Below are 23,814 nucleotides of genomic sequence, written 5' to 3' on the forward strand. Positions count from 1 at the left end.
GCTTCATGGGCCGTCGTGCTCACCGGCGCGGTGGTCGCCGTCGCCGCTGTCGGCGCTGCGGCCGGAACTCGTGCCCTGGCCCCCGCCGCGACGACGTCCGGGGGTTCTACCCTGCTGCCATGACCGACGTGCAGACCCCCGCCGCGCCCGCCCAGGAGCGCCGCCTCGTCACCGCCATCCCCGGGCCCGGCTCGCTCGAGCGGCTCGACCGCAAGAAGGCGCACGTCGCCGACGGCGTCGGCACGATGCTCCCGGTCTTCGTCGTCCAAGCCGGCGGCGGGGTGCTGGTCGACGTCGACGGCAACCACCTCATCGACCTCGGGTCGGGCATCGCCGTCACCACCGTCGGCAACGCGGCGCCGACCGTGGTGCGCAACGTGCAGGAGCAGGTCGCGGCCTTCACGCACACCTGCTTCATGATCACGCCGTACGACGGCTACGTGGACGTCTGCGCCGCGCTGGCCGAGCTGACCCCGGGCGACCACGCCAAGAAGAGCGCGCTCTTCAACTCCGGCGCCGAGGCCGTCGAGAACGCCGTGAAGATCGCCCGCGTGGCGACCGGCCGCGACGCCGTCGCGGTCTTCGACCACGCCTACCACGGCCGCACCAACCTCACCATGGCGATGACGGCCAAGAACATGCCGTACAAGAACGGCTTCGGGCCGTTCGCCGGCGAGGTCTACCGCGCCCCGATGTCCTACCCGCTGCGCGACGGGCTCTCCGGCGCCGAGGCCGCGGCCCGCGCGATCGACGTGCTCGACAAGCAGGTCGGCGCGGCCAACCTGGCCTGCCTCGTCATCGAGCCGATCCAGGGCGAGGGCGGGTTCGTCGTCCCGGCGCCCGGCTTCCTCCCCGCGCTCGCGGCGTGGTCGAAGGAGAACGGGATCGTCTTCATCGCCGACGAGATCCAGTCGGGCTTCTGCCGCACCGGCGACTGGTTCGCGTGCGAGGACGAGGGCGTCGTGCCCGACCTCGTCACCACCGCGAAGGGCATCGCGGGCGGCCTGCCGCTGGCCGGCGTCACCGGCCGCGCAGAGCTGATGGACTCCGTCCACGTCGGCGGCCTCGGCGGCACGTACGGCGGCAACCCGGTCGCCTGCGCCGCGGGCCTCGGCGCCATCGCGGAGATGAAGGAGCACGACCTCGCCGCCCGCGCCCGCCAGATCGGCGACACGATGCGCGCGCGCCTCGAGGCGATCGCCGCCGAGCACGACGTCGTCGCCGACATCCGCGGTCGCGGCGCGATGATGGCGATCGAGCTCTGCAAGCCCGGCACCACCGAGCCGGATCCGGCGCGGACCGCCGCGGTCTCGGCGCACTGCCACCAGCAGGGCGTGGTCACGCTGACCTGCGGCACGTGGGGCAACGTCTTCCGCTTCCTGCCGCCGCTCTCGATCGGCGACGACCTGCTGGCGGAGGCCTTCGACGTCGTGGCGGAGGCGTTCGCGGCCACCGCTTGAGGGTTGCGGGGGCGGAAAGGGGAAGTCACCCGGAACGCGGTCGGTGCTCCGCGTGCGGTCTCTGCCCGGGCGTCCGCCCCCGCACCTGCGACAGCGTCGGAGCGATGCCCTGCGTTACAGGAGGACCCTTGACGCGCGTCAACTAGAACCGGTTCCATTCCGGCATGACGTTCGACGCGATCATCAAGGGTGGCCGCTGGTTCGACGGCACGGGTGCCGCCTCCGCGATCCGCAACATCGGCGTGCGTGACGGCCGGGTCGCCGTCGTCTCGACCGACGCGCTCGACGAGACCGGGTGTCCGGAGGTCGTGGACGCCCACGGGAAGTGGGTGATCCCCGGCCTCGTGGACATCCACACCCACTACGACATCGAGGTGCTCGACGGCCCCGGCCTCCCCGAGTCGGTGCGGCACGGCGTCACGACGCTGCTGCTCGGCTCGTGCTCGCTGTCGACGATCCACGTCGGCGGCGTCGACGCCGGCGACCTCTTCGGCCGGGTCGAGGCGATCCCCCGCCAGCACGTCATCCGCGCGGTCGACGAGCACAAGGACTGGTCGACCGCCGAGCAGTACGTCGCCGCGCTCGAGTCGCTGCCGCTCGGCCCCAACCTTGCGGCCTTCCTGGGCCACTCCGACATGCGCACGGCGACGATGGGCCTCGACCGAGCCACCCGCAAGGAGGTCCGGCCGTCGCGACGCGAGCAGGCCCGGATGGAGCAGATGCTCCACGAGGCGCTCGACGCCGGCTTCGTCGGCATGTCGGCCCAGCAGCTGCTCTTCGACAAGATCGACGGCGACCTGTGCCGCTCGCGCACCCTCCCCTCGACGTACGCGAAGGGCAAGGAGATGCGCGGCCTGCGCTCGATCCTGCGCCGTCGCCGTCGCGCGCTGCAGGCCGGCCCCGACGCCAGCCACCCGCACACGATCGTCACCCAGGCGCTCGGCTCGATCGGGCTCTTCGGCAGGCCGCCGCTGCGCACGAGCCTGCTGTCGGCCGCCGACATCAAGGCGATCCCCTTCGTCATCCACCTGATGCGGCCGATCGCGAACATCGTCAACAAGATGGGCGCCGACTTCCGGTGGCAGCACCTGCCGGTGCCGTTCGAGGTGTACGCCGACGGCATCGACCTGGTGATCTTCGAGGAGTTCGGCTCGGGCGCGGCGGCCCTGCACCTCCAGGAGAGGCTCGCCCGCGATGAGCTGATGCGCGACCCGGACTACCGCAAGCGGTTCCGCAAGGACTACGAGAGCAGGTACGGCCCGCGGGTCTGGCACCGCGACTTCTTCGACGCCGAGATCGTCGAGTGCCCCGACGCGTCGGTGATCGGCAAGTCCTTCGGGCAGGTCGGGGTCGAGCGGGGCGGCAAGCACCCGGTCGACGCGTTCCTCGACCTGGTGCTCGAGCACGGCACCGCGATCCGCTGGCGGACCACGACCAGCAACCACCGGCCGGAGGTGCTGCGGAAGCTCGCGAAGGACCCGGGCATCCAGGTGGGCTTCTCCGACGCCGGGGCGCACCTGCGCAACATGGCGTTCTACAACTTCGGCCTGCGGCTGCTCAAGCACGTCCGCGACGCCGAGCGGGCGGGCGCGCCGTTCATGTCGGCCGAGCAGGCCGTGCACCGGCTGACCGGCGAGCTCGGCGAGTGGTACCGCATCGACGCCGGCCACCTGCGCGAGGGCGACCGCGCCGACCTCGTCGTGATCGATCCCGAGCGCCTCGACGACTCGCTCGAGGACTACCACGAGAGCCCGGTCGAGCAGTTCGGCAACCTGTCCCGGATGGTCAACCGCAACGACGCAACCGTGCCCGCGGTCTTCGTCAACGGTCGCCGGGTCGTTGCCGACGGCGTGCCCACGGCGACGCTCGGCACCGAGCGGACCGGCCAGTTCCTGCGGGCCGAGCGGCCCGGCGCACCGGTCCCCGCCGAGGGCGCGGTCGAGGCCGCCTCGTGACCCGCTCCCCCGCGGAGGCCGTCCGCGGCCTCTGGCGGACGCTGTCCGACCGCGACTACGACGGCATCGCCGACTGGGTGACCGACGACTGCATCTACCTCGACGTGCCCGTCGGCCCGGCCCTCGCCGCCCGCGGACCGGCCGACATCGCGAAGCGGCTCCGGGTCGGCTGGGGCGACCTCGCGGCGTACGAGAACCACGACGGCCTGCTCGTCGCCGACGACGACGGCAACGTGATGTACGAGCACTCCGAGACGTGGACGTTCGCCTCCGGCGAGGTCTTCACCCTGCCCTTCGCGACCGTGCACCGGGTCCGCGACGGCAGGGTCTGCCTCTGGAAGGACTACTGGGACTACGGCGCGATCATGAACAGCGCCCCGGCGTCGTGGGTCGAGGGGCTCGCGACCGCCGACACGTCCTGGGTGTACGACGCGACCGGCGAGGTCTGAGCCCGGGCCCGCATGCCTGCGGGGAGGTCGGGTACGTCCCTTCGATGACCTCTCGCCTCCCGCAGCGTGCGGCCGTCCTCCTCACCACTCTCGGCCTGGCCCTGTCCGGCCTCGCTGCCGCGTCGGCGGACCCGGTCGACGAGCACCCGTGGGGCGTCTACACCGGCCGGTCCGAGTTCACCTGGCCGCCGTACCAGAACGCCGAGGGCAAGAACAAGCGCCTCCTCGGCCGGATCGCCCACGCACCGAAGGCGAAGTGGTTCGGGCACTGGATCCCCAACCGCGAGATCGGCGCCAAGGTCAGGGAGTACGTCGCCAACGCGACCGGCGGCGACCGGGACGTCCTCGTCCAGATGACGCTCTTCCGGATGGTCCCGTGGGAGCAGGAGACCTGCGAGCGGCTGCCGACCCGGCGCGAGCAGCGGTCCTACCGGGACTGGTACGACCGGCTCGCCCGGGCCCTCGGAGACACCCACGCGCTCGTGGTGCTCCAGCCGGACGGTCCGTTCGCGGCCTGCGCCCCGCGTGGCTCGGCGATCCCGTCGAAGCTGATCTCCTACTCCGCCCGCAGGCTGTCGGAGCTGCCGAAAACGTCGGTCTACATCGACGCCGGCGCGGCCGACTGGCCGGCCGGCTCCGACGGCGTGCGCGAGACGCTCGACTTCCTCGTCCCCGGCGGCATCCGGCACGCCCGCGGGTTCGCGCTCAACGGCACGCACTACTCCGCCACCGCCGACGAGGTACGCCGCGGCGCGGCAATCGCCCGGGCGCTCGAGGAGCGCGGCATCCCCGGCAAGCGCTTCGTCGTCAACACGTCCGGGAACGGGCAGCCCTTCGAGTTCGGTCGCTACCAGGGGCGGGACCCGCTCAACGCGCAGACGTGCCGCACCCCGGACGACCCCGGCACCTGCGTCGCGCTCGGCATCCCCCCGACCACGCACGTCGCCGACGAGCGCTGGGGCCTCGCACCCGAGGTGCGCGAGCTCGCCGCCCAGTACGCCGACGCCTACGTCTGGTACGGCCGCCCCTGGCTCTACCGACAGAACCAGCCGTTCGTCATGGACCGCGCGCTCGACCTCGCGCGCACCTGGCAGTACCGGCTCGACGACCGGATGACCCGCTAGCGCCGCAGTCGTCAGCGGGCGCCGGTCATGCCCTCGGTCGAGCCGGAGAGCCGCTGGGCGAGGTAGATCGGGATCGCCGACAGCATGATCATCACCGCGGCGATGACGTTGACCACCGGCGCCTGGTTGGGGCGGAACAGGTTGTTGAAGATCCACAGCGGCAGGGTCTGGTTGTCCCCGCTCGCGGTGAACGTCGTCACCACGATCTCGTCGAAGGAGAGCCCGAAGGACAGCAGCGCGCCCGCGAGCAGAGCGGAGCGCAGCATCGGGAACGTGATCAGGCGGAACGTCGTCCAGCGGCCCGCCCCGAGGTCCATCGACGCCTGCTCGAAGTTGCCGCCGAGCCGCGAGAAGCGCGCCTGCACGTTGTTGAACACCGTGACGATGCAGAACGTCGCGTGCGCGATCACCACCGTCCACAGGCTCAGGTCGATCCCGAGGATCGTCCGGAACCCGTTCTGGAGCGCGATGCCCGTGACGATGCCGGGCAGCGCGATCGGCAGGATGATGAAGAGCGACACGACGTGGCGCCCGAAGAAGCGGGTACGCCGCAGCGCCATCGCCGCGAGCGTGCCCAGCACCAGCGCGATGATCGTCGCGAGCGTGGCCACCTTGACGCTGGTCCACAGGGCGTCGCGCGCACCCGTGCTGTGGAACGCGACGTCCCACCAGTGCAGCGTGTAGCCCGGGGGCGGCCAGCTGAAGGTGTTGTCGGTGTTGAACGAGTTGAGCACCACCAGCGCCAGCGGCACGTAGACCAGCACGAGCACGACCACCGTGAAGGCTCCGAGGGCGGCCCGCAGTCCGCGCGGGAGCCGCATCAGAGGTTCTCCAGTGCGCCGGTCCGTCGTGCCGCCGCCAGGAACGCGAGCATCACCACGATCGGGAGGGTCGCGACCGCCGCCGCGAACGGCAGGTTGTTGGCCGCGCCCTGGTTGTCGTAGACCACGTTGCCGAGCAGCTGGCCGGTGCCGCCGACGATCCGGACCGCGATGTAGTCACCCATCGACAGCGAGAACGTGAAGATCGAGCCGGCGACGAAGGCCGGGAACGCCATCGGCAGCACCACCCGGCGCAGCGTCACGGACGCGCCCGCGCCGAGGTCCGCCGACGCCTCGAAGAGCGAGTCGGGGACCCGCGAGAGCCCGGCGTACAACGGCAGGATCATGTACGGCAGCCACAGGTAGGCCAACGTGATCGTGGTCGCGGGCAGCCCGTAGCCCGGGGTGTCCAGGCCGAAGGGCGCGGCGATCCACGCGATCGGCCCGTCCGCGGAGAGCATCCCGCGCCAGGCGTAGGCCTTGACGAGGTACGACGCCCACAGCGGCATCAGCACCGCGATGACGAGCAGCCGCTGCACCCGCGGGGAGGCCACCTTCGCCATGTAGAGCGCGATGGGGAATGCGAGCACGGCGTCGATCAGTGTCACCAGCGCGGCGATCCCGATCGTGCGGATCGTGATCGTCCGGTAGACGTCGATGGTGAACAGGTCGCGGAAGTTCTCCAGCGTCCAGTCCCGCTGGATCTCGCCGGTGAAGTCGTTCTGCGTCCACAGGGACGTGATGAGCAGTGCCGCGAGGGCCCCCAGGTAGGCCACTCCCAGCCACAGCATCGGTGGCGTCAGGAGGAGGCCCACCCGGAGGCCCGGGCGGCGCTCGAGGACACTCAATCCGGGATCAGCCCTTCACCTCGGTCCAGGCGGTCGTCCAGTCGCCGTAGTCGGTGCACTCCACGTCCGTGCGCCCGTCGAGGCACGCCGAGATCGGGGTGCTCCAGTACCAGATCTGGTCGGCGTACGCCTCGTCGTCCTGGTGGTAGGTCTCGCAGTGCGACGCGTCGGCGGTCAGGTCGCAGGCCTTGGAGTTGGCCGGCGCCTCGCCGAACCACTCCGCGACCCCGGCCTGCGCCTCGGGCCCACCGATCCAGTCCATCCACGCGTACGAGCAGTTGGGGACCTCGGTGTCGGCGCTGACCATCCAGGTGTCGGACCACCCGGTGGCGCCCTCCTCGGGAAGGATCGCCTCGACCGCGACGTCCTCGGACTGCGCGAGGTTCACGATCACCTGCCACGTGGTGCCGATGACCGAGTCGCCGGTCTTGAAGGCCTGGATCTCCTTGAGGTAGTCCGACCAGTACTCCGAGACGTGCTCCTTCTGCGACTTCAGCAGGTCGACGGCGGCCGCCAGCTGGTCCTCGTCGAGCGCGTAGGGGTTCTCGATGCCGAGGTCCGGCTGCGTGTTCATGAGGTAGAGCGCGGCGTCCGCGATGTAGATCGGCGAGTCGTACGCCGTGACCTTGCCCGAGTTGTCGGAGGCCCCGTCGAAGACCGCACCCCAGCTGGTCGGCGCCTCCTTGACGACGTCGGTGTTGTACATCAGCAGGTTGGCTCCCCAGCCGTGCGGCATGCCGTACATCTGGCCGTCGACCGAGTTCCAGGCCCGGTCCTTGAGGAAGTCGACGATGTCGGGGTAGTTCTCGAGCAGGTCGGTGTTGACCGGCGCGACGTCGCCGGCCGCGATCAGCCGCAGCGTCGCGTCGCCCGAGGCGGAGACGACGTCGTACTCCCCCGACTTCATGAGCTGTACGGCCTCGTCGGAGGTCGCGAAGGTCTTGACGGTCGCCTCGCAGCCGGTCTGCTCCTCGAACGGCGTGACCCAGTCGACCTTCGGGTCGGTCGAGCCGTCCTCGGCGTACCCGGGCCAGGCGAGGATGCTGACCTCGCCCTCGGTCTCCCCGAGCTCCTCCATCATCGGGATGTCGGGCGGGGTGAAGCCGGACTGCGCCTCGCCGCCGCTCCCGTCGTCGCCTCCGTCGTCGCTGTCGCTCGTGCCGCAGCCGCTGGCCAGCACCAGCACCCCGGCACAGGCGACCGCCGCCAGCCTGCCTCTTCGTCCGATCCTGGTCATGCCGTCTCCTCCTCCAGGGATGCCTCCGGGCCCGGCTGGGTGCCGGCCAGGGACACGAGGTGGTCGCGTCGCCAGGTGAGCACGACGCGCTGTCCGCGCCGCTCCAGGGCGGCGTCGATCGAGGTGTCGGTGTTGGGGTGCGACACCGACAGGGTGGGTCCGGCGTCGAGGGCGACGACCGACGTGGTGCTGGCGCCGAGGTAGGCGACCTCACGGACCACGCCCGGGGCGACGCAGAGCGCCGGATCGGGGCGGTCGGACGACGCCTCGGCCACCATCTGCACCTTCTCGGGCCGGATGACGAACGTGCCGTCCTCCCCCACGAGCTCCCGCGCCACGTCGCCCTGGAGCAGGTTGGAGGTGCCGACGAAGCCGGCCACGAACGCGCTGGACGGCCGCTCGTAGAGGTCCACGGGCGCCGCGAGCTGCTCGATGCGGCCGTCGCTGAGGACCGCGATGCGGTCGCTCATCGTGAGCGCCTCCTCCTGGTCGTGGGTGACGAAGACGAAGGTGATGCCGACCTCGCGCTGGATGGCCTTGAGCTCGATCTGCATCTGGCGCCGCAGCTTGAGGTCCAGGGCGCCGAGCGGCTCGTCGAGGAGGAGCACCTTCGGCCGGTTGACCAGGGCCCGGGCGAGCGCGACGCGCTGCCGCTGGCCGCCGGAGAGCTGGTGCGGCCGGCGCTCGCCGTACCCCTCGAGCCGGACGGTCGCCAGCGCCTCCTCGGCGCGGCGGCGGCGCTCGGGCCGGGGCACCTTCTTCACGCGCAGGCCGTACTCGACGTTCTGGCGCACGCTGAGGTGCGGGAAGATCGCGTAGTCCTGGAAGACGGTGTTGACGTCGCGGGCGTACGACGGCCGCCGGGTGACGTCCTCGCCCGCCAGCGTGATGGTGCCGGCGCTGGGCTCCTCGAAGCCCGCGATCAGCCGGAGCACGGTGGTCTTGCCGGAGCCCGACGGCCCGAGCATCGAGAAGAACTCGCCGTCGGCGATGTCGAGGTCGACGTCGTCGACGGCGCGAACCTGGTCGAAGTGCTTGCTCAGGCCGCGCAGGGAGATCGCCGTCGCCGTCATCGAGCTCCTTCTCATCGCGGTCCGTGGTGCTGGTCCCAACGAGTGGTCGGCTCATAAGATATGGACCCAGAGGTTAGATGAATAGACCCATGTCGGTGACAATTCGGTTGCAAGGAGCGCGCGATGGCTGAGGTACGCCGGCAGGGCGGGCGCGCGCACAGCGCGATCTTCGCGCCGCTCGGCGACGTCGGGCGGGCCGGTCAGGTCGAGCAACGGCTCGCCGAGGCGATCCGCTCGGGCGTGCTCGTGGAGGGTGAGCGGCTGCCGAGCGAGTCCGAGCTCGCGGGCATGCTCCGGGTCGCGGTGGTGACCGTGCGCGAGGCACTGATCGGGCTGCGTGCCCAGGGCCTGGTGACCACGACGCGGGGCCGCGGCGGGGGGACCTTCGTCGCGGCCGGCGCCGCCGGCGACGAGGATGCGCTGGCCGACCGGCTCGGCTCGATGTCGCGGGCGGAGCTCCAGGACCGCGGCACCCAGTACGCCCTCGTCCTCGCCGGGTGCGCCGAGATCGCGGCCGAGCGCGCGGACGCCGGGGAGGCGGCGCTGCTGCGCGAGCTGCTGGCCGGGGAGGAGGACGACGTGGGCGCCTGGCGGCATGCCGACGCCGAGCTGTGGCTCTCGCTCGCGGCCCTCACGCAGTCGGCCCGGGTGACGCGAGAGGTGGTGCGCCTCGAGGCCGACTTCGGCATGATCGTGCGCATCCCCCTGAGCGACCCGGAGGTCCGGGCTCGCACGCTCGTCGGGCTGGGGCGCCTGATCGACGCCATCGAGGCCGGCGACGCCGACGGCGCCCGCAGGAGCGCCCGAGGTCACCTGCAGGAGATCCTCGATCGGGTCGCCAGCACCCAGGCCGACGTCCACGCCCGCGACCGGAGCGCCTCATGAGCACCTCCACGCTGTCCGACCCCGTGGCCCGCTGCGCGACCGCCGTCACGGCGTACTTCGACGCGCTCTTCGGATCGCTCGATGGCATCGGCGGGCAGGTCGCCGCGGTCGGCTCACCGATGTCGGCGTCCGCCCTCGACGACCTCGTCGAGCCGCTCGCCACCCTCGCGCTCGCCCGCCACCCGGTCGTGGGCGCGGGCTTCGTCGCCACCCCCGGGTGGCTCACGGACCGCGACCTCCACCTCGCGTGGTGGCAGGGCGAGGAGCGCCAGCCGCTGGCCGAGCGCGGCGTACCGATCGGGCACCACGTCTTCGACTACAGCCGGCACGAGTGGTTCCGCACTCCCCAGCTCACCGGCGCCCGCCACGTCACCGGCCCCTACGTCGACTACGTCTGCACCGACGAGTACGTCCTCACCGCGACGGTCCCGGTGCTGGTCGACGACCGGATGGTCGGCGTGGCCGGCGCGGACACCCGCCTCGAGACCTTCGAGCAGCTGATGCGCGAACCGCTGACGGGCGCGGGCAGCGTCGTGCTCGTCAACACCCACGACCGCTGCGTCGTCGCCGCCGACCCGCTGCTGCGGTCGGGCCAGAAGGTCGACGTCGCGGCGTACGCGACCGCTCGGGCGCTGACCGGCCTGCCGTTCCGGGTGCTCGGCGGCGCGTAGCCCGCTGGTTGCCGCGACCTGCGACGGCCCGCCATGCTGGGAGCGGAGGGAACGCCGATGACCGAGATCGTGCTGGCGGTGTCCGAGGACGGCGCGGACGACGTCCGACTCGACGACCTGGGGCGACTGCTCAGGGACGAGCTGCTGCAGCTGCCCGAGGCCGCCTCGGTCGATGCGCTCACGACAGGCGAGGCTCCGCCCGGCACGCGTGGCGGCCTGGTCGCCGAGGCCGGGGCGCTCGTGATCACGGCCCCGCCGAACGTCGCCGCGCTGGTCGCGATCGTCGGCTCGGTGTGGCGGTGGCTCCGCCGCGGCGGCAGCACCGGGCGCCGGATCCGACTCGAGGTCGACGGCGACGTCATCGAGCTCTCCGGCGCGACGGACGCCCAGCAGGAGAAGCTGATCGAGGAGTGGATCGCGCGCCGCGCACAGCCCGGGTGACGGGTATCCGCGCAGCACCTTGCCGTCTCCTCCCCTACGGAGGAACCTGAGCAGAAGCCCGGGCCACTGGAGGGGAGGCCGGGATGAGTTCGCGGCACGCGCTGATCATCGCCACCGACCAGTACTCCGAGCCCGGCCTGCGCGAGCTGGTCGCCCCGGAGCACGATGCGGAGGCGCTCGCCGCCGTGCTGGGCGACCCCGCCGTCGGCGACTTCGACGTCCAGGTGCTCAGCAACCAGTGCGCCCAGGACGTGCGGATCGCCGTCGAGGACTTCTTCGCCGACCGGGACCGCGCCGACACGCTCCTTCTGCACTTCTCGGGTCACGGCCTGAAGAACCCTGCCGGGGAGCTCTTCCTCGCCGCCACCGACACCCGACCCGGGCGGCTCGCGTCGACGGCCGTGGGGTCCGACTTCCTCAGCCGGCAGATGGCGGACAGCCGGGCGGAGCGGATCGTCCTCCTCCTCGACTGCTGCTACGGCGGCGCCTTCCCCCGCGGCATGGTCGTCCGGGCGGACGGCGAGGCGCAGGTGCTCGAGGCGTTCGCCGCCCAGTCCGACGTGGCCGGGGGCAAGGGCCGCGCCGTGGTCACCGCGTCCAGCGCCATGGAGTACGCCTTCGAGGAAGGCGACCTCACCTCCGGCTCCCGCGGCACGCCCTCGGTCTTCACCGGCACCCTCGTCGACGCCCTGTCGTCCGGGGAGGCCGATGCGGACGGCGACGGCTGGGTCGGCCTGCACGAGCTGTTCGAGTACGTGTCCAACGCCGTACGCACCCGCAATCCCCACCAGACGCCGCACATGTGGACGTTCGGGTCCCAGGGCGACCTGCTCATCGCGCGCAGCAAGGTGCGGCGGATCCGGCCGACGCCGCTGAGCGACGAGCTCGCCGAGGCACTGATCAGCCCCCTGGCGGCCACGCGCTTCGGCATGGTCGACCTCCTGCGCCAGCGGCTCGCCGGGGAGGACCTGGGCCTGGCCGCCACCGCCCTCCAGACGCTCCGCCAGCTGCGTGACGACGACAGCCGACGGGTGGCCGAGGCTGCGGTGGATGCCGTCGACGCCGCCGCGACTCGGGCGACGCCGGACTCCGTCACCCTCAGCGCGGACAGCTCGATGTCCGCGGCCACCGATGTGGTCCTGAGCGGGCCCCCTCTCGCACTGGCGGTGACGGTCACGGCCAGCGATGCGTGCATCCAGGCCGTCTACGACGAGCCGACCCTGCACGTCACCGTGTCCTCACCGGACGGCGAGGGCGTCCGCGGTGCCGTCGTGATCGAGAGCCCGACCGGCTCGATGAGCCTGCCCGTGGAGATGACGGTCCCCGCTGCCGAGACCCCGGCGGTTCCACCCGTCGTGCCGCCTCCGCCACCTCCGCCTCCTCCGCCACCACCCGAGCGAGTCGCCGCTTCCGCCGCGGAACCCGTCGAGCCGCAGACGACGGTGCCCGACGTCTCCGCCGCGTCCGGGCCTGTCGACCCGGGCGAGCACGGGTGGATCCGATGGGGTGCCGGCGGACTCTTCGTGGGCGGGGCACTCCTGCTGCTCTACATGAACCGTCCGGGCGAACCCGACCAGTGGAAGGCCTTCTACGACACGGTCACGAGCGGCTGGTACGTCTACCGGCGGCCCGACGACCCGTGGGTGATGGCAAGCCTCGTCTGCGTCACCGCTGCCGTGCTGACCCTGTTTGCGCGGGGGCGGGTACGCAGCTACGTGCTCGGTGCGCTGCTCGGCGGCAGCCTCTTCCTCCTCGACGACGCCATCACGTTCCTCGCCCTCGGCTTCGCCTACGAGGACGGCGTGACCAAGTGGCGGGTGACGGCGGTCGCCGCCGCCGTCCTCGCCGCCGTCGTCCTCGCCCTGCTGCGCCCGCGGATCGGTCCGCCTCTCCGTCCGGGCTGGCTGCCGTTGGCGATGCTCGGCATCGGCGCCTGCCTGGTGGTCGGCAACGAGCTGGTCGACCTCGAGGGCACCAGCCCGCTCGACGTCTTCGGGTCGCCCGTGTTCCTGTCCATCGTGGTGGTGACGGTGCTCGTCCTGCTCGCGCTGTTCAGCTCCGACCTGCGGACCCGGGAGGCGCTGGGGACGGCCGGCGCGACGATCCAGCTGATCGCCTGGTACGGAGCGTTCGGGTGGCGGCTCTCCGACCAGCTCGGTGAGCACATGGCGCTGATGCTCCCCGGCACCGCGCTGATCGTCGGGGCGGTCGCGCTCGGCCTGCTCCGGCGCGACGTGGCACAGCACCGGCCGGCCTCGGTGGGCTAGCCGGCCAGGTGCCCCCAGCGTGGCGCCAGGTCTGCCCACGGACCGACCGCGGCGACGCGGCCCTCGACCAGCACGACCACCCGGTCGGCCTGGGCCAGCGCCGCGCGCTTCGAGGTCGCGCCGACGACGGTCGCGCCGGCCTGGCGCAGGGCCGTCCACAGCTCGATCTCGGTGGCGGCGTCGAGGGCGGAGGAGACGTCGTCGGCCAGGAGGAGCTCGGCGTCGCAGGCGAGACCGCGCGCGAGCGCGAGGCGCTGGACCTGGCCACCCGAGAGCCTCACCCCGCGGTGCCCGACGAGCGCGTCCGGCCCGCCGGCGGTCTCGACGTCCTGTGCCAGCCGGGCGGTCTCCACTGCGGGCATCACCTGACGGTCCGGGTGGTCGAGGTGGACGTTGTCGGCGAACGTGCCGGAGAGCACCCGCGGCACCTGTGCCACGTGGGCGACCCGGCCCGGGCGGAGGAACGTCTGCGCGTCGGCGACGGGCTCGTCGTTCCAGCGGATCTCACCGGTGCTCGACACCAGCCCGCCAAGCGCCGAGAGCAGGCTCGACTTGCCGGAGCCGACCTGGCCGAGCAGCAGCACCAGCTCCTGCGCGGATACGGCGAGGTCGACGTCGCTCACACCGATCGTGCCGTCGTCGTGCACGGCCGAGACGCCGCGCAGCTCGAGGGTGCGCAGCGGGTCGCGCACGCCCGGCACCGGGGCCGGCGCGGTGCCGTGCACGAGGTCGACGCCCTGCGGCAGGTCCATGAGGTCGCCGCCGCCGGCGAGGCGGCTGGTCGTCTGCATCCAGACGCGGGTGCCGGGAGCCTCGGTGATGACGGCGCCCGCCACGCGTCCGAACCAGTCGAAGCCGTTGACCGCGCCGGCCACCAGCAGCGCCGTGGCCAGGCCCCAGCCGCCGCCGACCATGACCGCCCAGGCGGCGACCACGCCGCACTGGACCATGACGACCGGGACGCCGTCGAGCAGCGCCTGCACGCGGTGCTCGCGCACCGCGGCGTCGACCCGGCCGCCGTCCACCTCGCGCAGGTGGGCGTGGACGCTGGGCGTCGAGGCGGCGAGCTTGACGGTGCGCACCGAGTCGAGCGCCGAGACGAGTGACCGGCCGAACCGGGCTCGCGCCGCGGCGGACGCGGCCGCCGAGCGACCCGCGACCCGCCGGCCGAACGACGAGGCCAGCGACGACGTCAGCATCACCGCGAGCAGCACGCCACCGGCGAGCAGGCTCTGGGCCAGGACCGCGGTGATCACCGCGATCGCCAGGCCGTTGACGAAGTCGACCCAGCGGTCGGCGTAGCGAGCCAGGCGGTCGGCGTCCATGGTGCGGGCGACGACCTCGCCGGGCGGGGTCCGGTGGAGCCGGTGCTGCTCGGTCTGGCCGGCGAGCACCGTGGTGCGGACCCGCAGCATGACCGCGACCCACCAGCGGGGGTAGCGCCGGATCGCCTCGGCGAGCAGCAGCGGCGACACGAGGAGCGACGCGACGAGGGCGACCGTGAGGCGGGTGGGGTCACCGCCCTCCTGGAGCGTCTCCACGAGGTGGCCCCAGGCCCACCCGGTGACGACGCCGAACGCGCCGGTGAGGGCGGAGACGAGGAACAGCACGATCGCGACCGCACCCCAGTGCGGCTCGATGAACATCGCTCGCAGCGTCGCGCGGGCCAGGCCCGGCACCGGCGCCATCTCCGGCGGCGCGGGCGGCTCGCCGGTACGCCGGGCGGTGCCGACCTGCGGCGCATCCGCGGCAGGGTCGCCGTCGACGGAGTCGAGCCGGTCGTCCTCGGCCGACGCCTCCAGCAGCGCGCGGAACGGGCCGCTCTCGGCGGCGAGGCGGGCGCGGGGGCCGCGCTGCACGACCCGACCGTCGTCGAGCACGGCCACCTGCTCGGCGCGCTCGGTGGTCGAGAGGCGGTGGGCGACCAGCAGGCCGGTGCGCCCGGAGAGCAGCCGGTCGGACGCCCGGACGACGTGGGCCTCGGTGACCGGGTCCATGCGCGCGGTCGCCTCGTCGAGGACGACGACTCGGACGTCGCGCGCCAGCAGCCGGGCGAACGCGACGAGCTGCTCCTCCCCCGCCGACAGCGTCGTGCCGCCCGGGCCGAGCAGGGTGTCGAGGCCGTCGGACAGGCCGGCGACCCAGTCGTCGAGCCCGAGCTCGGCCACCGCGGCCTCGACCTCGGCGCGCGGGACGTCGGAGAAGAGCGTGACGTTCTCGGCGAGGGTGCCGGCCAGGATCTCGGTGCGCTGCGTGACGACGCCGACCGCCGCCCGCAGGCGCTGGAGCTGGAGGTCGCGCACGTCGACGCCGCCGAGCAGCACCGAGCCCGGCTCGGGCTCGACCGCGCGCGACAGCAGCGAGGCCAGCGTCGACTTGCCGGATCCGGTGCGACCGACGAGAGCGCAGGTCGTGCCGGCGGGCACGTGCAGGTCGACGTCCTGGAGGGCGAACCGGCCCTCGGCGTACGCGAAGTGCAGGTCGCGGAACGTGAGGTCGAGGCTGCCACCGGGCAGCTCGGCGCCGTCGGAGGTCTCGCGCTCGGCCCCGAGAAGGCCGCGCAGCCGGAGCACGGCGCCGAAGCCGGCCTGGAGGTCGGGCAGGTGTCGCGCGAGCTGGTCGACCTGGCCGACGAACATCGTCGTCACGAGGAACAGCGTGACCAGCGCGGAGGTGTCGAGGCGGTCGCCCGAGACGAGCGCGACGCCGACGAGGGCGGTGGCGGCGAGGACGGCGTGCAGGAGGGTGCCGGTGCGACGACTGACCCGCGCCTCGAGCTCGAGCACGATCGCGAACAGCCGGTGCACGCGCGCCGCGAGCTCGGTCGTACGCCGGAGCACGTGGGCCTGGCCGAGGCTGGCGCGGAGGTCGTCGCGGCCGGCGACGCCCTCCTCCAGCGCGGCCGCGTGGTCGGTCCACGCCGCCTCCTCCTCGACCTTGCGGGCGGAGATCTGCGGCAGCAGCGGGCGGACGACGGCGAACGCGGCGGCGCCCGCGATCGGGAAGAGCAGGAACGCCGGCCACCACGTGAAGCCGGCCACCAGCCACAGCGGGCCGGACGCGAGCACGGTGCGCATCGCCATCCAGACGCTCTGCCGCAGCAGCGTGCCGACCTCGTGGGTGTCGTCGTCGACCCGGTCGAGCACCTCGCCGACGGCCTGCTCGGTGAGCGCCGCCAGCGGCTGGTGCAGGGCGGCGTCGAGCAGGTCGGCGCGCAGGTCGCCCTCGGCCCGGTCGACGGCGCCCGCCCAGAGCGTGCGGCCCACGGTGTCGAGCACCGCGGCGCCGACGACGCACAGCGCGAGCAGCGACACCAGCCCGCTCGAGGACTGCTCGGCCAGGCGGCCGGCGACCAGGGACCCCAGCGACGTGCCGACCGCCGCGATGGCGCAGGCGACGACCGCGACGGCCGCCACGGGGGTGCGGAGCCGTCGCCAGTCGACGGTCCGCGCAGGCTCAGGAGGACCGGGAGGGGCGGGCCGCAGCGAGCGGTCGGCGTCGAGCCGGGTGGCAGTCATGGCGAGGTACGACGCTATGTCGTCGCACGGACACTCGTCGCTCGAATATCGGGCTCAGAACCGCCAGCGCGTCGCTCCCCCGGGCTCGACCGTGAGCAGCGCCACCATCGAGGTCGTCTCGACCCGGTAGACCCACCACGGCGGTGGCCCGCCCGAGGGCGCGGTGAACGGCGCTGTCAGCGCGATCCCGGACTCGTCGACGTCGCACGGCCACCCGTCCTCGGCCCACTGGGCCGCCCGGGCCGCCACGAGGTCCGGGTCGGTCACCCGGCTCGCCGTGCCTTCGGCGACGAGGTCGAACTCGTGCACCGCGAGCGCGAGTGAGCAGCGGGGGTCGCGGGCGAGGTTGCGCGCCTTGCGGGTGCGCGGCCCGGTCTCGAACCAGAAGGCGCCGTCGGCCCACGCCACGCCGATCCCGGTCGTGTGCGGCGCACCGTCGACGTTCAGCGTCGTCAGCCAGGTGCTGTGCCGGTTCGGCCCGCCCGTGTCCGGCGCCTGGGTGAAGCCCCGGTCGAGGCGCTCGGTGATCGTCGCGAGGTCCAGGATCGGGGCATGGTCCTGGGTGTCGAGGTTGATCGCGGTCATGCTCGGACAGACCTCGGCCACGACGCGGACTCATCGCGCCCGGACCGATGGGGCCGGTCACGGCACCGTCAGCAGGACGCTTCCGACCTTGCGACCCGAGTCGACGTACTCGTAGGCCTCGCGGATCTCGTCGAGCCCGTAGGCGCGGTCCACCAGGGGTCGGAACGCACCGGTCACCATCAGGCGCCGGATCCGGTCGGCGATCTCCCGGTCGGCCTTCGGGAACGGGAAGCGCACGTGCCGCGAGGCGACCGAGAGCCAGACGTTCTGGCCGCGAGGACCGAGCTCGGAGGACGAGTAGATGCCGCGCGGGCCGAGCAGTCGGCGGTACTCGCCGTACGAGCTCTTGCCGACGGCGTCGCAGATCGCGTCGTACGGACCCGCGACCTCGTACGACGCACCGAGGTCGCGCGGCAGCGGCTGGTCCACGACCGCCGTCACCTCGACGCCGTCGGCGACCAGGACCTGCACGAGCGCGGAGCCGATCGCGCCCGTCGCCCCGTGCACGAGCACCCGGTCACCGGGTTGCGTGCGGGCGACCCGCGGGAAGGCGAGCGCGTAGTGCATCCCCTCCGTGGCCGGGGCAGCCTCCGCGAAGGACCAGTCCTCGGGGATGGTCGCGACGAGTCCGTCGGCGGGTACGGCGACCAGCTCGGCGTGTGCGCCCGGCCGGCCGTCCACGAAGCCGAACACCCGGTCGCCGACCGCGAAGCCGTCGACCCGGTCCCCCACCGCCTCCACGACACCGGCGTACTCCGAGCCGAGGATGCGCCGAGCCTCCCGCGGCCGCGGCCAGCCGCAGTACAGCCTGTTCACGACCGCGGCACCCGAGCGGTAGGCGCAGTCGGTGCGGTTGACCGTCGTCGCGTGCACGCGGACCAGCAGCTCACCGGCGTGGGGCAGCGGGTCGGGCACGTCGATGATGCGCACGACGTCCGGGCCGCCGTACTCGGTCCTGACGGCGGCACGCATCAGACCTCCTGCATTCCCCAGGGACTGCCGTACTCGGTCAGCAGGTCGAGGAACGGCACGGCGTCGAACGCCTCCGGGCCGAGCACGCCGGCGCCGCTCCAGGTGCCCCGCGACAGCAGCTCGAGCGCGACCACCGGGTTGATCGCGGTCTGCCAGACCACGCACTGGTGGCCGTACTCGCGCATCGTCCACTCGTTGTCGACCACGTGGTAGAGGTACGTCGACCGCTCGGCGCCGTCCTTGCCCTTGCCGGTCACCCAGAGGCCGGCGCAGGTCTTGCCCTTCATCCGCGGGCCGACCGTCGCGGGGTCAGGCAGCACCGCGGCGACGACGTCGCGCGGGCTGACCTCGACGCCCTTGACGCGCACCTTCTCGGTGGAATCGAGGCCGAGCGTGTGCAGCACCTTGAGGATGTTGATGAACTCGTCGCCGAGGCCGTACTTGAAGGTCGCCCGCTTGCAGTCGACCCAGCGCGGCATGAGGAGCACCTCCTCGTGCTCGACGTTCACGCACTCGACCGGCCCGATGCCCTCGGGGAAGTCGAAGACCTCCGGCTCGCTGAACGGCGGCGTCGTGTGCCATTCCCCGTCCTGCCAGATCACCGGCGGGTTCAGGCACTCCTCGATGGTCGTCCACATCGAGAACGACGGCGCGAAGATCTCGTTGCCGTCGTCGTCGGTCACGACGAGGTTGGCGCCGTCGCGGGTGCCGAGCTCGTCGATCTCGCTGAAGAGGTGGTCAGCGGCGTACCGCGCGAACACGTCGGACAGCCCCGGCTCGACGCCGATGCCGACCAGCGCCAGCCGTCCGGCCGACTCCCAGTCGCCCGCCACTGCGAACTGCTCGTCGCCGAGCTTCACCCCCGGCTTCTCGTACGGCGCGGTCGGGTGCGGCTGCGACAGCGACATCGCCATGTCGAGGTAGTCGGCGCCGGCCTCGAACGCGCCGTCGAAGACCGACATGTTGAAGACCGGGTCGACCGCGTTCATCACGTGGGTGATGCGGTGCTCGCGGCACAGGTCGGCCACGGCTGCGGCCGAGGAGGCGTCGACCTGCGCCGCGACGTACCTGCCGTCGGAGGCGGCGGCCCTCTCGGCGCGCGCGAGGTCGTAGTCGGAGACGACGATCGTCTCGAAGAAGTCGCGGCGGGCCGCGATGGCGGCGAAGGCCGCGCCGACGCCCCCGGCGCCGACGAGCAGGATCCTCATCGTGTCTCTTCTCGGTGGTGTGGCGAGACGATGGTTTCGAGACGGTTGCTAGCGCAACCTCCTCAACCACCGTGCTCCGGTGGTGTGGCGAGACGATGGTTTCGAGACGGTTGCCAGCGCAACCTCCTCAACCACCGTGCTCCGGTGGTTGAGGAAGGCGCGCTAGCGCCTGTCTCGAAACCACCGCTGCTGACAGTCAATCTCCTATGTACGACATGACGTGCTTGATGCGGGTGTAGTCCTCGAGCCCGTACATCGAGAGGTCCTTGCCGTAGCCGGAGTGCTTGAACCCGCCGTGCGGCATCTCGGAGATGAACGGGATGTGGGTGTTGATCCAGACGACGCCGAAGTCGAGGCCTCGGGACATCCGCATGGCGCGGCCGTGGTCCTTGGTCCAGACGCTGGAGGCCAGGCCGTACTCAACGCCGTTCGCCCAGCGCAGCGCCTCGGCCTCGTCGCTGAACCGCTGCACGGTCATCACCGGCCCGAAGATCTCGTTCTGGATCTGCTCGTCGTCCTGCTGGAGCCCGGAGAGCACGGTCGGCTCGTAGAAGTAGCCCTTCTCCCCCTTGCGGGCACCACCGGTCTGGACGTTCGCGTGGTCGGGCAGCCGGTCGACCATGCCGGAGACGCGGTCGAACTGGTTCTGGTTGTTGAGCGGGCCGTAGTAGGTGGACTCGTCGTCGGGCATGCCCGTCGGCATCCCCTTCGCGGCCTCGGTCAGCGCGGCGACGAACTCGTCGTGGATGCCCGGGCCGGCGAGCACGCGAGTGGCCGCGGTGCAGTCCTGGCCGGCGTTGAAGAGGCCGGCGCCCGCGATGCCCTCGGCGGCCTTCTCGATGTCGGCGTCGTCGAAGACGATCACCGGCGCCTTGCCGCCCAGCTCGAGGTGCACCCGCTTGAGGTCGTGCGAGGCCGACTCGGCGACCTCCATGCCCGCGCGCACCGAGCCGGTGATCGCGACCATCTGCGGCGTCTTGTGCGCCACCAGCGCGCGGCCGGTGTCGCGGTCGCCGGTCACCACGTTGAGCACACCCGGCGGCAGGAACTCCTGTGCGATCTCGGCCAGGAGCGTCGAGCTCGCCGGGGTGGTGTCGCTGGGCTTGAGGACGATCGTGTTGCCGCCCGCGAGCGCGGGGGCGATCTTCCAGATCATCATCATCAGCGGGTAGTTCCACGGCGTCACCTGGCCGACGACGCCGACCGGCTCGCGCCGGATCCACGAGGTGTGGTCGGCCATGTACTCCCCCGCCGACCGGCCCTCGAGCACGCGCGCCGCGCCGCCGAAGAACCGGAAGTGGTCGGAGGCGTACGGCATCTCCTCCTCCATCGTGATCTGGAAGGGCTTGCCGGTGTCCTTGCACTCGACGGCGTTGATCTCCTCGACCCGCGACTCGATCGCGTCGGCGATCTTCAGCAGCGCGTTCGACCGGTCCTGCGGGGTCGTCCGGCCCCACTCCTCGAAGGCGGCGGCGGCCGCGGCGTACGCCCGGTCGACGTCCTCGGCGCCCGACTTCGGCGCCTGTGCGTAGACCTCGCCGGTGGTCGGGTCGAGGATGTCGTAGGTCTCGCCCGACGCGCTGTCGACGAGCTCTCCGTTGATGACGTTCTTGAAGCGCTGGTCAGCCATGGCGCGAGCCTAGAGGGCGGGCAACGGAATCTGTAGGGGCTGATCGCCCCGGGCACGGATTTCGTTGATTCAGGCGGTGTAGACGGGGGTTCCGTCTATCCAGGTCGAGGCCACACGCGCATCCGCCTCGGTGAACGGATCCCGGTCCAGCACCACCAGGTCCGCCACCGCGCCGGGCCGCAGCACGCCCGCGTCGTCCCGGTGGTTCACCCACGCCGAGCCCGACGTGTACGCCGCCCACGCCGTCTCGCGCGCGAGCGCCTGCTCGGGCAGGAACGCCTCGCGGTCGCTCTCGGGATCGCGCCGGGTCACGCCGACCTCGATCGCCTGCAGCGGGTCGGGCGTGCTGACCGGCCAGTCGCTGCCGGCCACCAGCCGAGCGCCGGCCCGCTCGAGGTCGCCGAACGGGTACTGCCACTCTGCTGCGCGGCCCAGGAACGGCAGTGTCAGCTCGGCCATCTGGTCGTCGAGGCAGGCCCAGAGCATCTGCACGTTCGCCGCGACGCCCAGGCCCGCGAAGCGGCGTACGTCGTCGGGGTGGACGACCTGCAGGTGGGCGATGTGGTGGCGCCGCTCGGCGTTCGTGCCCTCGAAGGCGTCGAGCGCCTCGCGGGCGCCGCGGTCACCGATCGCGTGCACGTGCACCTGGAAGCCGGCCGCGTCGAGCGCGCGCACCGCGTCCCGGATCGCCTCCGCCGTCAGGAACGAGTGGCCGCTGTTGTCGGTCGGGTGGCCGCACCTGTCGAGGTACGGCGAGAGCATCGCCGCCGTGTAGTTCTCCGCGACGCCGTCCTGCATGATCTTCACGGTCGTCGCGCGGAACCGCCCGCCCGTCATCGCCTCGCGGCGGCCGACCAGGTCCGCGACCTGCTCGACGCCGAGCCGCCGCTCCCACCACAGCGCGCCGACGACGTGTGAGCGCAGGTCGCCGTTCGCGGCCGCCGTCTCGTACGTCGACGCGGGGTCGTCCATGCCGGAGTAGGCGCCGACGATCGCGTCCTGCCAGGACGTCACGCCGACCGAGTGGAGGTAGGACTGGCCGGCCATCAGCGCCGCGTAGTAGTCATCGGCGGTGGTGCGCGGCAAATGCCGCGAGACCAGCGCGGTCGCGCCCTCGTGGAGGGTGCCGCTCGGGCGGCCGGCGGCGTCGCGCTCGATCCGCCCGTCCGGCGGGTCCGGGGTGCGCTCGTCGATCCCGGCGATCTCGAGCGCGCGGCTGTTGACCCAGGCGCCGTGGTGGTCGCGGTTCGGCAGGAACACCGGGCGGTCCGGCGCCACGCTGTCCAGCTCGGCCGCGCTCGGCGTGCCTCCGGGGAACGCCGGCATCGCCCAGCCACCGCCGAGGATCCAGTCCTGGTCCGGGTTGGCGGCGGCGTACTCCCTGATTGACGTGAGGTACTCCTCCCGGCTGCCGAGCTCCGACAGGTCGCAGCGCAGCCGCTCGAGACCGCCCTGGATCGGGTGCACGTGCGCGTCGGTGAAGCCGGGCGACACGAACGCCGCGTCGACGACCTCGTCGCCGCGCAGGTCGGACCCGACGGCGACGATCCGCCCACCGTCCACCAGGACGTCGGCGGGCCCGCCGTACCGGTGCCCGTCGAAGACGGCGCCGGCGCGGAAGACCGTGCTCACCTGCCCTCCAGCAGCGGTCCCGCCGGGTCGTGGGAGATGCCGTTCCTGCGGACGGCCAGGCCCGAGAGCGCCTCGAGGCAGACCCGGTTGGCGAGGAACGCCGTGATCTCGGCGTGGTCGTACGGCGGCGACACCTCGACGACGTCGATGCCGGCTACGGGGAGCTCGCGGCAGATGCGGCGTACGGCGTCGAGCAGCTGCCGGCTCGAGAGGCCGCCGGGCTCCGGCGTGCCCGTGCCGGGGGCATGGCCCGGGTCGCACACGTCGATGTCGACCGAGAGGAAGACCGCGTCGCACTCGTCGAGCGCGATCTCGAACGCCTCGTCCAGGCACTCCTCGAGCCCGCGCCTGCCGATCTCGGTCATCTCGTAGGAGCGCATGTTCTGCTGAGCCATCCAGCTCATCGTCTCGGGCCCGGGCCAGTAGCCGCGCAGCCCCATCTGGAGGAACCGGTCGCCGCGCAGCGCACCCGACTCGATGAGCCGCCGCATCGGCTGCCCGTGCCCGTAGAGCGAGCCGAACTCGATGTCGCCGGTGTCGGCGTGGGCGTCGAAGTGGATCATCGACACCTTGCCGAACCCGAGGTGGCGGGCGACGCCGGTGGCGTCGGCCAGCGCGATGGAGTGGTCGCCGCCTAGCACCAGCGGGATGGCTCCGGCCGAGGCGACCTTGTAGACGGCCTCCTCGAGCGCACCGAGGGCGCGCTCGATCTCGCCGGGCGGCATCTCCACGTCGCCGGCGTCGACGACCCGCACGTCCTGGAGTGCGTCGACGCGGAGCGCGAGGTGCGGCCGCGAGCCGTCGTGCGGGAGGTAGTCGGTCTGCCGGATCGCCATCGGGCCGAAGCGGGTGCCGGGCCGGTGCGAGGGGCCGCCGTCGAACGGCGCACCCACGACGACGACGTCCGCCGCGGCCAGGGCCTCGGCGTCGTCGAGGTCGACGCGGTCGACGCCGAGGAAGGTGATGTCGGGACCGAACTGCGGGCCGTACCTGGTCATGGCGCATTCCTACCAGCCGGAGGTCACACGCTCTCGGCCG

The 23,814-nt window shown here is 72.5% G+C and carries 19 protein-coding genes; 8 read left to right on the forward strand and 11 right to left on the reverse strand.

From position 1 onward, the window contains the following. Positions 1–119: 119 nt before the first annotated feature. The 4 genes from gabT (at position 120) to ACFQQI_RS11560 (ending at position 4,988) form a co-directional block, all read left to right on the forward strand. Positions 120–1,460, forward strand: a complete 1,341-nt coding sequence (gene gabT / locus ACFQQI_RS11545) for a 4-aminobutyrate--2-oxoglutarate transaminase (RefSeq protein ID WP_378562703.1) — start codon at positions 120–122, stop codon at positions 1,458–1,460. A 164-nt stretch (positions 1,461–1,624) separates the two neighbouring features. After that, on the forward strand, positions 1,625–3,415 hold the full coding sequence (locus tag ACFQQI_RS11550; RefSeq protein WP_378562706.1) for an amidohydrolase family protein: 1,791 nt from the start codon (positions 1,625–1,627) through the stop codon (positions 3,413–3,415). Then, entirely contained in the window at positions 3,412–3,864 is a 453-nt protein-coding gene (locus tag ACFQQI_RS11555; RefSeq protein ID WP_378562709.1) for a nuclear transport factor 2 family protein, read from the forward strand. The genes ACFQQI_RS11550 and ACFQQI_RS11555 overlap by 4 nt, the downstream gene beginning before the upstream one ends. A 44-nt stretch (positions 3,865–3,908) precedes the next feature. Further along, positions 3,909–4,988, forward strand: coding sequence for a glycoside hydrolase family 6 protein (locus ACFQQI_RS11560; protein WP_378562712.1), 1,080 nt, complete (start codon positions 3,909–3,911; stop codon positions 4,986–4,988). Positions 4,989–4,999: 11 nt separating this feature from the next. Here ACFQQI_RS11560 and ACFQQI_RS11565 read toward each other — a convergent pair whose 3' ends face one another. The 4 genes from ACFQQI_RS11565 to ACFQQI_RS11580 are packed head-to-tail and all read right to left on the reverse strand — an operon-like array spanning position 5,000 to position 8,967. Further along, the gene (locus ACFQQI_RS11565) at positions 5,000–5,809 is read right to left on the reverse strand and encodes an ABC transporter permease (protein ID WP_378562715.1); all 810 of its coding nucleotides are present in this window, start codon (positions 5,807–5,809) and stop codon (positions 5,000–5,002) included. Further along, complete coding sequence (locus tag ACFQQI_RS11570) at positions 5,809–6,657, reverse strand: ABC transporter permease (protein ID WP_378562719.1); 849 nt, start codon at positions 6,655–6,657, stop codon at positions 5,809–5,811. Before ACFQQI_RS11570 ends, ACFQQI_RS11565 begins: the two co-directional genes overlap by 1 nt. A 7-nt stretch (positions 6,658–6,664) precedes the next feature. After that, the gene (locus ACFQQI_RS11575) at positions 6,665–7,894 is read right to left on the reverse strand and encodes an ABC transporter substrate-binding protein (protein WP_378562722.1); all 1,230 of its coding nucleotides are present in this window, start codon (positions 7,892–7,894) and stop codon (positions 6,665–6,667) included. Next, the gene (locus tag ACFQQI_RS11580) at positions 7,891–8,967 is read right to left on the reverse strand and encodes an ABC transporter ATP-binding protein (protein ID WP_378562725.1); all 1,077 of its coding nucleotides are present in this window, start codon (positions 8,965–8,967) and stop codon (positions 7,891–7,893) included. Before ACFQQI_RS11580 ends, ACFQQI_RS11575 begins: the two co-directional genes overlap by 4 nt. Before the next feature lie 123 nt (positions 8,968–9,090). Between ACFQQI_RS11580 and ACFQQI_RS11585 the strand changes: the two genes are divergently transcribed. From ACFQQI_RS11585 to ACFQQI_RS11600, 4 genes are all read left to right on the forward strand, one after another. Beyond that, positions 9,091–9,852 (forward strand): FadR/GntR family transcriptional regulator, encoded by a 762-nt coding sequence (locus ACFQQI_RS11585; protein WP_378562728.1) that lies wholly within the window; start codon positions 9,091–9,093, stop codon positions 9,850–9,852. Next, positions 9,849–10,523 (forward strand): cache domain-containing protein, encoded by a 675-nt coding sequence (locus tag ACFQQI_RS11590; RefSeq protein ID WP_378562731.1) that lies wholly within the window; start codon positions 9,849–9,851, stop codon positions 10,521–10,523. Before ACFQQI_RS11585 ends, ACFQQI_RS11590 begins: the two co-directional genes overlap by 4 nt. Before the next feature lie 57 nt (positions 10,524–10,580). Next, complete coding sequence (locus tag ACFQQI_RS11595) at positions 10,581–10,964, forward strand: hypothetical protein (RefSeq protein WP_378562734.1); 384 nt, start codon at positions 10,581–10,583, stop codon at positions 10,962–10,964. Positions 10,965–11,047: 83 nt separating this feature from the next. Continuing rightward, positions 11,048–13,231 carry a caspase domain-containing protein gene (locus ACFQQI_RS11600; RefSeq protein ID WP_378562737.1) on the forward strand — a complete coding sequence of 728 codons (2,184 nt, stop codon included), beginning with the start codon at positions 11,048–11,050 and terminating at the stop codon, positions 13,229–13,231. On the opposite strand, the gene ACFQQI_RS11605 is transcribed toward ACFQQI_RS11600, so the two are convergent. The 7 genes from ACFQQI_RS11605 to speB form a co-directional block, all read right to left on the reverse strand. Next, on the reverse strand, positions 13,228–16,749 hold the full coding sequence (locus ACFQQI_RS11605) for an ATP-binding cassette domain-containing protein (RefSeq protein WP_378562740.1): 3,522 nt from the start codon (positions 16,747–16,749) through the stop codon (positions 13,228–13,230). The genes ACFQQI_RS11600 and ACFQQI_RS11605 overlap by 4 nt on opposite strands. A 54-nt stretch (positions 16,750–16,803) precedes the next feature. Next, positions 16,804–17,334, reverse strand: a complete 531-nt coding sequence (locus ACFQQI_RS11610) for a pyridoxamine 5'-phosphate oxidase family protein (RefSeq protein ID WP_378562743.1) — start codon at positions 17,332–17,334, stop codon at positions 16,804–16,806. A 57-nt stretch (positions 17,335–17,391) separates the two neighbouring features. Next, a complete protein-coding gene (locus ACFQQI_RS11615; RefSeq protein WP_378562746.1) occupies positions 17,392–18,306 on the reverse strand; it encodes a zinc-binding alcohol dehydrogenase family protein in 915 nt (304 codons plus the stop codon). Further along, a complete protein-coding gene (locus ACFQQI_RS11620; protein WP_378562749.1) occupies positions 18,306–19,514 on the reverse strand; it encodes a saccharopine dehydrogenase family protein in 1,209 nt (402 codons plus the stop codon). The genes ACFQQI_RS11615 and ACFQQI_RS11620 overlap by 1 nt, the downstream gene beginning before the upstream one ends. A gap of 196 nt (positions 19,515–19,710) precedes the next feature. Then, positions 19,711–21,144: a gamma-aminobutyraldehyde dehydrogenase gene (locus tag ACFQQI_RS11625; RefSeq protein ID WP_378562752.1), complete on the reverse strand. Its 1,434-nt coding sequence runs from the start codon at positions 21,142–21,144 to the stop codon at positions 19,711–19,713. A gap of 69 nt (positions 21,145–21,213) precedes the next feature. Further along, positions 21,214–22,776: an amidohydrolase gene (locus tag ACFQQI_RS11630; RefSeq protein WP_378562754.1), complete on the reverse strand. Its 1,563-nt coding sequence runs from the start codon at positions 22,774–22,776 to the stop codon at positions 21,214–21,216. Then, on the reverse strand, positions 22,773–23,774 hold the full coding sequence (gene speB, locus ACFQQI_RS11635; RefSeq protein WP_378562756.1) for an agmatinase: 1,002 nt from the start codon (positions 23,772–23,774) through the stop codon (positions 22,773–22,775). Before speB ends, ACFQQI_RS11630 begins: the two co-directional genes overlap by 4 nt. Positions 23,775–23,814 lie beyond the last annotated feature (40 nt).

The sequence above is a fragment of the Nocardioides sp. GCM10030259 genome, from assembly GCF_042666375.1.
Lineage (GTDB): Bacteria > Actinomycetota > Actinomycetes > Propionibacteriales > Nocardioidaceae > Nocardioides.

Bases quoted from the DNA above. Each gene is read 5' to 3' on its own strand.
- ACFQQI_RS11580 (WP_378562725.1), bottom strand. From the start codon at position 8,967: ATGACGGCGACGGCGATCTCCCTGCGCGGCCTGAGCAAGCACTTCGAC.
- ACFQQI_RS11590 (WP_378562731.1), top strand. From the start codon at position 9,849: ATGAGCACCTCCACGCTGTCCGACCCCGTGGCCCGCTGCGCGACCGCC.
- ACFQQI_RS11620 (WP_378562749.1), bottom strand. From the start codon at position 19,514: ATGAGGATCCTGCTCGTCGGCGCCGGGGGCGTCGGCGCGGCCTTCGCC.
- gabT (WP_378562703.1), top strand. From the start codon at position 120: ATGACCGACGTGCAGACCCCCGCCGCGCCCGCCCAGGAGCGCCGCCTC.
- ACFQQI_RS11600 (WP_378562737.1), top strand. From the start codon at position 11,048: ATGAGTTCGCGGCACGCGCTGATCATCGCCACCGACCAGTACTCCGAG.
- ACFQQI_RS11610 (WP_378562743.1), bottom strand. From the start codon at position 17,334: ATGACCGCGATCAACCTCGACACCCAGGACCATGCCCCGATCCTGGAC.
- ACFQQI_RS11625 (WP_378562752.1), bottom strand. From the start codon at position 21,144: ATGGCTGACCAGCGCTTCAAGAACGTCATCAACGGAGAGCTCGTCGAC.
- ACFQQI_RS11550 (WP_378562706.1), top strand. From the start codon at position 1,625: ATGACGTTCGACGCGATCATCAAGGGTGGCCGCTGGTTCGACGGCACG.
- ACFQQI_RS11605 (WP_378562740.1), bottom strand. From the start codon at position 16,749: ATGACTGCCACCCGGCTCGACGCCGACCGCTCGCTGCGGCCCGCCCCT.
- ACFQQI_RS11585 (WP_378562728.1), top strand. From the start codon at position 9,091: ATGGCTGAGGTACGCCGGCAGGGCGGGCGCGCGCACAGCGCGATCTTC.
- speB (WP_378562756.1), bottom strand. From the start codon at position 23,774: ATGACCAGGTACGGCCCGCAGTTCGGTCCCGACATCACCTTCCTCGGC.
- ACFQQI_RS11615 (WP_378562746.1), bottom strand. From the start codon at position 18,306: ATGCGTGCCGCCGTCAGGACCGAGTACGGCGGCCCGGACGTCGTGCGC.
- ACFQQI_RS11575 (WP_378562722.1), bottom strand. From the start codon at position 7,894: ATGACCAGGATCGGACGAAGAGGCAGGCTGGCGGCGGTCGCCTGTGCC.
- ACFQQI_RS11560 (WP_378562712.1), top strand. From the start codon at position 3,909: ATGACCTCTCGCCTCCCGCAGCGTGCGGCCGTCCTCCTCACCACTCTC.
- ACFQQI_RS11595 (WP_378562734.1), top strand. From the start codon at position 10,581: ATGACCGAGATCGTGCTGGCGGTGTCCGAGGACGGCGCGGACGACGTC.
- ACFQQI_RS11565 (WP_378562715.1), bottom strand. From the start codon at position 5,809: ATGCGGCTCCCGCGCGGACTGCGGGCCGCCCTCGGAGCCTTCACGGTG.